This is a genomic window from Nocardioides pelophilus (genome assembly GCF_014180685.1).
GTDB lineage: Bacteria > Actinomycetota > Actinomycetes > Propionibacteriales > Nocardioidaceae > Nocardioides > Nocardioides pelophilus.
This window is the reverse complement of record NZ_JACEHF010000036.1, coordinates 20,050-27,136: the sequence shown is the minus strand read 5'-3', so window position 1 is coordinate 27,136 and position 7,087 is coordinate 20,050. Positions and strand designations below refer to the sequence as shown.

The 7,087-nt window shown below is 71.5% G+C and carries 7 protein-coding genes; 5 read left to right on the top strand and 2 right to left on the bottom strand.

Translation table 11 applies throughout. The features are described from left to right. Window positions 1-358, bottom strand: a 358-nt coding sequence (locus H0488_RS09030) for an AfsR/SARP family transcriptional regulator (RefSeq protein ID WP_220794358.1), incomplete at its 3' end; no start/stop codon positions are given. A gap of 104 nt (window positions 359-462) precedes the next feature. Between H0488_RS09030 and H0488_RS09025 the strand changes: the two genes are divergently transcribed. The 3 genes from H0488_RS09025 to H0488_RS09015 are packed head-to-tail and all read left to right on the top strand — an operon-like array spanning window position 463 to window position 2,954. Then, window positions 463-867, top strand: a complete 405-nt coding sequence (locus H0488_RS09025; protein ID WP_246371665.1) for a cupin domain-containing protein — start codon at window positions 463-465, stop codon at window positions 865-867. A gap of 33 nt (window positions 868-900) precedes the next feature. Continuing rightward, on the top strand, window positions 901-2,319 hold the full coding sequence (locus tag H0488_RS09020) for a sensor histidine kinase (protein WP_183098942.1): 1,419 nt from the start codon (window positions 901-903) through the stop codon (window positions 2,317-2,319). Then, window positions 2,316-2,954 carry a response regulator gene (locus H0488_RS09015; protein WP_183098941.1) on the top strand — a complete coding sequence of 213 codons (639 nt, stop codon included), beginning with the start codon at window positions 2,316-2,318 and terminating at the stop codon, window positions 2,952-2,954. Before H0488_RS09020 ends, H0488_RS09015 begins: the two co-directional genes overlap by 4 nt. A 6-nt stretch (window positions 2,955-2,960) precedes the next feature. On the opposite strand, the gene H0488_RS09010 is transcribed toward H0488_RS09015, so the two are convergent. Beyond that, on the bottom strand, window positions 2,961-3,350 hold the full coding sequence (locus H0488_RS09010; protein WP_183098940.1) for a hypothetical protein: 390 nt from the start codon (window positions 3,348-3,350) through the stop codon (window positions 2,961-2,963). A 201-nt stretch (window positions 3,351-3,551) separates the two neighbouring features. Between H0488_RS09010 and H0488_RS09005 the strand changes: the two genes are divergently transcribed. Then, complete coding sequence (locus tag H0488_RS09005; protein ID WP_183098939.1) at window positions 3,552-5,186, top strand: succinic semialdehyde dehydrogenase; 1,635 nt, start codon at window positions 3,552-3,554, stop codon at window positions 5,184-5,186. Window position 5,187: 1 nt separating this feature from the next. Then, window positions 5,188-6,927 carry a GMC oxidoreductase gene (locus H0488_RS09000; protein WP_183098938.1) on the top strand — a complete coding sequence of 580 codons (1,740 nt, stop codon included), beginning with the start codon at window positions 5,188-5,190 and terminating at the stop codon, window positions 6,925-6,927. The last annotated feature ends 160 nt before the right edge of the window (window positions 6,928-7,087 follow it).

Sequence of the window (7,087 nt, the reverse complement as noted above, 5' to 3'; positions counted from 1 at the left end):
CGGCGATCTCGCCGGCGGCGTGTCGACGCTCCGCCTCGACGACGACCGCCTCCAGCTCGGCCAGGTCCAGCCAGTCGGTGTGGAGGCGGTAGCCGCCGTCGGTGCGCTCGATCCGGTCGCGTCCGAGCTCGCGCCGCAGCCGGCTCGCGAGCACCGCGAGCTGGTCGCCCGGCCGGGCGGGAGGGTCGTCGCCCCAGAGCGCGTCGACCAGTGCGTCCGGTGACACCGGCCGGCCGCGGGCGAGAGCGAGCAGCTGGAGCAGGCTGCGGGACTTCCTGTCCAGGCGGGTCAGGTCGGATCCGTCGACGGTGAGGTCCCCGAGGACACGCACCGACAGTGCACTCGCACCGCCAGTCACGCCGCTGATCGTACGCGGCTGCAACCCGGCTGCAAGGCCGCCGCGGGAGCGTGCGGACATGCGCCGGTGACCGGCACCGGACGACGAGTCGGAGGAGACCCGAGATGACCCAGCAGATGAACCAGCAGATGAACCAGCAGACGAACCAGGCCCAGCAGCGCACGGAGCAGAAGAGCTTCGACAAGCCCGACGAGACCCGGTCGTTCGAGAACGGCGCGGTCGACCTGCTGACGATCGGCGACTCCGAGATCGGCCGCCTCGTCCTGCAGCCCGGCTGGCGCTGGTCCGAGCACGTCAAGCCGATCGCCGGCACCGACCTGTGCGAGGCGCCGCACTTCCAGTACCACGTCAGCGGCACCCTCGGCGTCCTCATGGCCGACGGCACCGAGCTCGTCGTCCACGCCGGCGACGTCACCTCGCTCCCGGAGGGCCACGACGCGTGGGTCATCGGCGACGAGCCGGCCGTGATCGTGGACTGGTACGGCGCCTCGAACTACGCCAAGCGGTAGGGCCGACCCTGGCGTTGGTGGACACTGGCGGGGATGAGCGACCGCCAACCCGACCGCCAACCCGACCGCCAACCCGAGCCTCCGGCCTGGACCGTGGTGTCGCGTCCGACGGACGGGCGTCGGCCGGAGGACCGCGAGGTGCTGCGACCGCGACGGCTGCTCGCGTGGGTGGGTGTCAGCACCCTGGTCGCGCTGGTGGCCGTCGCGATCGGGGGGATCGTCGCCTCGCGGGCCCTCGCCGAGCGGCAGGCCGTGAGCGACGCGGCCGAGACGGCGGACCTGATCGCCGAGTCGGTCGTCCAACCGGCGCTCACCGACGAGATCGTCGACGGCGACCCGGCCGCGATCGCGGCGCTCGACCGGGCGGTCGGCGACCTGCTGGACACCAGCTCGGTCGTCCGGATCAAGATCTGGACGACCGAGGGCGAGATCGTCTACTCCGACGAGGCCCGGCTGATCGGGGAGAGGTTCGACCTCGGGGCCGACGAGCGGGAGGTCCTCGACGAGCCCCGGACCGAGGCGGAGATCTCCGACCTCAGCCGGCCGGAGAACCGGTTCGAGCGCGGCCAGGGCCAGATGCTCGAGGTCTACCGCCCGGTGGTGACGCCGGACGGCACCCCGCTCCTGTTCGAGACCTACTCGCCTTACGACACCGTCGACGCCCGCTCGTCGGAGCTGTGGCGCGCGTTCGCCGGCGTCACGGTCAGCAGCCTGCTGCTCTTCGTCCTGCTCCTGCTGCCGATCGGCTGGCGGCTCGCCACCCGGCTGCGCGCGACGCAGGAGCAGCGCGAGGCGCTGCTGCGGCAGCGGGTGGACGCATCGCTCGAGGAGCGACGCCGGATCGCCGCGACCCTGCACGATGGTGTCGTGCAAGAGCTCGCCGCCACGTCGTACGTCGTCGCCGGTGCGGCGACCCGTGCCGACGAGACCGCCGACCCGGCGCAGACCGACAGCATGCTGGGGGAGGAGCTGCGCGACGCGGCCGGCACCCTCCGCTCGAGCATCCGCAGCCTGCGGTCGCTGCTGGTCGACATCTACCCGGCCAACCTCGAGGCCGGAGGCCTCGCCGAGGCGCTCGCCGACCTCGCCGCGTCGCTGCGGGCGCGCGGGGTGCGCGTCGACCTGGAGCTCGACGACGACGCCGACCGGCTCGACGGCGACCGGCAGCGGCTGGTCTACCGGGTCGCGCAGGAGTGCCTGCAGAACGTACGCCGCCACGCACGCGCCTCGCAGGTCACGATCGTCCTGCGCGCCGAGCCCGGGGCCGTCGTGCTGGACGTCGTCGACGACGGGGTGGGCTTCGACCCCGCCGAGGCGCTGGCGCGGCCGCGCCAGGGGCACCTCGGGATCCGGCTGCTCGCGGACGTCGCGTCCGACGAGGGCGCTGAGCTGGCGGTGGCGACCGCGCCCGGCGCCGGCGCGCACTGGCGGCTGCGGGTGCCGGTCCGGTGATCGACGTCGTGCTGGTCGACGACCACCCGCTGGTCCGGGCGGGGCTGGCCGGGCTGATCTCCTCCAGCACCGATGACATCCGGGTCGTCGGTGAGGCCGCGACGGGCGAGGAAGCCCTGGCGCTGGTCGGGGAGACCGACCCGGACGTGGTGCTGATGGACCTGTCGATGCCGGGCGTCGACGGGGTCGAGGCGACCCGGCGGATCACCGCCGCCGGACACGGCTGCGCCGTGGTGGTGCTGACGTCGTTCTCCGACAGTGCCCGGGTCGGCGCCGCTGTCGCGGCCGGAGCCGTGGGCTACCTGCTGAAGGACTCCGAGCCGGATGCGGTCCTCGCCGCGATCCGCTCCGCCGCGGCCGGGCACGCCCCGCTCGACCCGAGGGTGGCCAGGACGCTGCTGCCTGCGCGTGACCGGGACGACGGCCACGGCCTGAGCGCCCGCGAGCAGGAGGTCCTGCTCCTCGTCGCCCAGGGCCTGGCCAACAAGCAGATCGCGAGCCGGCTCGGGATCGCCGAGCGCACGGTCAAGGTCCATCTCGGCAACGTGTTCCGTCGGATCGGGGTCGCCGACCGCACCAGCGCGGCGCTCTGGGCGAGGGACCACCTGCCGGAGGGGTCGGCTCCGGACGAGTGATCCGCGTCAGACGGTGACCCGGCCGACGCACACGACGTCGCCGCGGGTGGCGCGGGCGACGATCCGGTCGCTGCCGGCCTTGTCGGCGGTGGTCCGGCCGATCTCGAAGGAGCCGCTCGGGGCGCTGGTCACGCCGACGCCGGACATGATCAGGTCGCCGTTGTCCCGCACCCGGACCTGCCAGCGCTGGCCGTTGCGGTTGGTGTCGACCTCGAACTCCCACTCGATGCCGCCGTCGTCGTGCTTCGCCTTGAGCTTCCAGGTGCCGGTCGCGCACGCTCCGCTCGCCCGCACCACGTCCGCATCGCCGGCGGAGGCCGGGGGAGCGGTGGCGACGACGCCGGCCCCGATGGTGATCGCTGAGGCGGCGAGAGCCGCCATCCGGGTCGTGTTCACGGTTCCTCCAAGGTCCTGTGCGTCGACCGATTCGACGCTCACCACCATGGTCGGAGCGGTGCGTCCGCGCCGCTATCGGACATAGGGACTAGTACCGATCCGGCCCTCGCGCCGCTCTTGACACCGAAACTCGATGTGTAAAGCAGCACATTGGCTACCGATCGGTAGCCGGGAGTGACTGTGCTCACCTACTCTCGACTCATGAGTGCTTCGAACCCCGGCCATCCCGAAGGCGTCGGAGGCGGTCCCCTCGTCGACGGACCGCACGACCCCGAGCACGACCCGCGGGCGTCGTACGTCCTCGAGCCGGAGTACGTCGCGACCCTCACCGAGCGCGTCACCGCCACGTCCGGGACCACGGTCCCGCTGATCTCGCCCCTCGACGGGGCGCCGCTGGCGAACATCCCGCAGTCGAGCACCGACGACGTCGCCGAGGCCTACCGCCGGGCGCGGATCGCGCAGGCGGCGTGGGCCAAGACCCCGATGGAGCAACGGGCGGCCGTGATGCTGCGCCTCCACGACCTGCTGCTGGAGCGGATGCCCGAGCTGCTCGACATCATCACGCTCGAGAACGGCAAGGCGCGCAAGCACGCCTACGACGAGGTGGCGCACACCGCGCTCACGGCCCGCTACTACGCCCGGATGTCCGGCAAGCACCTGGCCAGCGAGCGCCGGCACGGCGTGTTCCCGGTCTTCACCCGGATCGACATCAACCACGTGCCCAAGGGCGTGGTGGGCATCATCTCGCCCTGGAACTACCCGCTCACGATGGCGCTGTCGGACGGCCTGCCCGCGCTGATGGCCGGCAACGCGGTGGTCGCCAAGCCCGACGCGCAGACCATGCTGACCGCGCTGATGGGCGTCAAGCTGATGGACGAGGCGGGCTTCCCGCGCGACCTCTGGCAGGTCGTCGCCGGCCCCGGCCGCGAGCTCGGGAGCCCGATGATCGAGCGCTCCGACTACATCTGCTTCACCGGGTCGACGGCGACCGGCAAGCTGATCGCGAAGCAGTGCGCGGAGCGGCTGATCGGCTGCTCGCTCGAGCTCGGCGGCAAGAACCCCCTGCTCGTCCTGCGCGACGCCGACATCGAGAAGGCGGCCGAGGGCGCGGTCCGCGCGAGCTTCTCCAACGCCGGCCAGCTCTGCGTCTCCGCGGAGCGGATCTTCGTCGCCGACCAGGTCTACGACCGGTTCGTGGAGCGGTTCGTCGCGCGCACCAAGGCGATGACGCTCGGCGCCACGCTCGACTGGGAGGTCGACATGGGCCCGCTCATCTCGGGCGAACAGCTCGCGACGGTGACGGCCCACGTCGACGACGCCGTCGCGAAGGGGGCACGGGTGCTCGCCGGAGGAGCGGCGCGCCCCGAGCTGGCGCCGTACTTCTACGAGCCGACGATCCTCGAGGGCGTCTCGCCGGAGATGACCTGCTTCGGGCACGAGACGTTCGGTCCGGTGGTGTCGCTCTACCGCTTCCACGACGAGTCCGACGCCATCGCCCGCGCCAACGACGGTGAGTACGGCCTCAACGCGGCGATCTTCAGCCAGGACGGCGCCCGCGCGCGGGCGATCGCGCGCCAGATCAAGTGCGGCACGGTCAACATCAACGAGGGCTTCGGCGCCACCTTCGGCAGCGTCGCCGCCCCTATGGGCGGCATGCGTGAGTCCGGGATGGGCCGCCGCCAGGGCGCGGAGGGCATCCACCGCTACACCGAGACGCAGTCGGTCGGCACCCAGCGGGTGCTGAAGATGACCCCGCAGCTCGGCCTCAATGCCGAGCGGCACGCCAAGCTCCAGACCCTCGGTCTGAAGGTGCTCAACAAGCTGGGAAGGGCCTGACATGGCCACCGGGACGGACACCGGGACGGACACCGGGTTCGACTACGACGTCCTCATCATCGGCTCGGGCTTCGGCGGGTCCGTCTCCGCGCTCCGGCTGACGGAGAAGGGCTACAAGGTCGCCGTTCTCGAGGCGGGCGCGCGGTTCGAGGACGAGGACTTCGCGGACAACTCGTGGGACCTCAAGCGCTACCTCTTCGCGCCCGCCGCCGGCTGCTACGGCATCCAGCGGATCGACGCGGTGCGCGACTGCCTGATCCTGGCCGGCGCCGGGGTCGGCGGCGGTTCGCTGGTCTACGCCAACACCCTCTACGAGCCGCTCGACCCGTTCTACAAGGACCCCTCCTGGTCGCACATCACCGACTGGAAGGCCGAGCTGGCGCCGTACTACGACCAGGCCAAGCGGATGCTCGGCGTCGTGGAGTACCCCAAGATGACCCCGTCCGACGAGGTCATGAAGAGCGTCGCCGAGGACATGGGGGTGGGCGACACGTTCCACCCGACCCCCGTCGGGGTCTTCTTCGGCGGGCCCGGTGAAGCGCCCGGGGCGCAGCAGGACGACCCCTACTTCGGTGGTGTCGGGCCGCAGCGCAACAGCTGCCTCGACTGCGGCGAGTGCATGACCGGGTGCCGCCACAACGCCAAGAACACCCTGGTCAAGAACTACCTCTACCTCGCCGAGCAGAACGGCGCCGTGGTGCACCCGCTGACGACGGTCACCCGGGTGCGTCCCCTCGACGGCGGCGGCTACCGGGTCGACGCCCGCTGGACCAAGGCCAAGCTCTCGCGCAGGACCGCGGTCAAGACGTTCACGGCCGAGCACGTCATCTTCGCCGCGGCCGCCCTCGGCACCCAGAAGCTGCTCCACAAGCTCAAGACGACCGGTGACCTGCCGAACGTCTCCGACCGGCTCGGGCTGCTGACCCGGACGAACTCCGAGTCCCTGCTCGGTGCCATCGCCCCGAAAGGCTCGGGCGCCGACTACAGCACCGGCGTCGCGATCACCTCGTCCTGGCACCCCGACGAGGTCACCCACATCGAGCCGGTGCGCTATGGCAAGGGCTCCAACGCGATGTCGCTCATGCAGACCGTCCTCACCGACGGCGACGGCCCCGATCCGCGCTGGAAGACCTGGCTGAAGGAGCTGTGGAAGGAGAAGCGCAACGTCCTCGACCTCTACGACGTCAAGCACTGGTCCGAGCGGGTCGTCATCGCGCTGGTGATGCAGACGGTCGACAACTCGATCATCACCAAGCCGCTGAAGACGCCGTTCGGGTGGTTCCTCACCTCGAGCCAGGGCCACGGCGAGCCGAACCCGACCTGGATCCCGGTCGCCAACGACGCCGTCCGCCGGATGGCCGAGCAGATGGGCGGCAAGGCGGGCGGCACGATCGGTGAGCCGTTCAACATGCCGCTCACCGCCCACTTCATCGGCGGCTGCACGATCGGCGACGCCCCCGAGACCGGCGTCGTCGACCCCTACCAGCGGGTCTACGGGTACGACGGGCTGCACATCGCGGACGGTTCGGCGATCTCGGCCAACCTGGGTGTGAACCCCTCGCTGACGATCACCGCCCAGGCCGAGCGGGCGATGTCGTTCTGGCCCAACAAGGGCGAGGTCGACACCCGACCGGCCCTGGGCGCGGCGTACCAGCGGATCCAGCCGGTGGCGCCGAAGCAGCCCGTGGTGCCCGACAGCGCCCCCGGGGCGCTGCGGCTGCCCATCGTCGGCGTCTCCTGAGTCGAAGACCCCCGGAAAACTTCCGCAGGGGAACTTGTCACCGGGCGTAACCCGCCCCTCGCGCTGTCGTTGATGGATCGAGCCCGGGTATTCACGCTCCCTCCCGAAACCCGGGCTCGGTCCAGGCACTGTCCAGCAGCGCATGGACGATCAGGGCCCG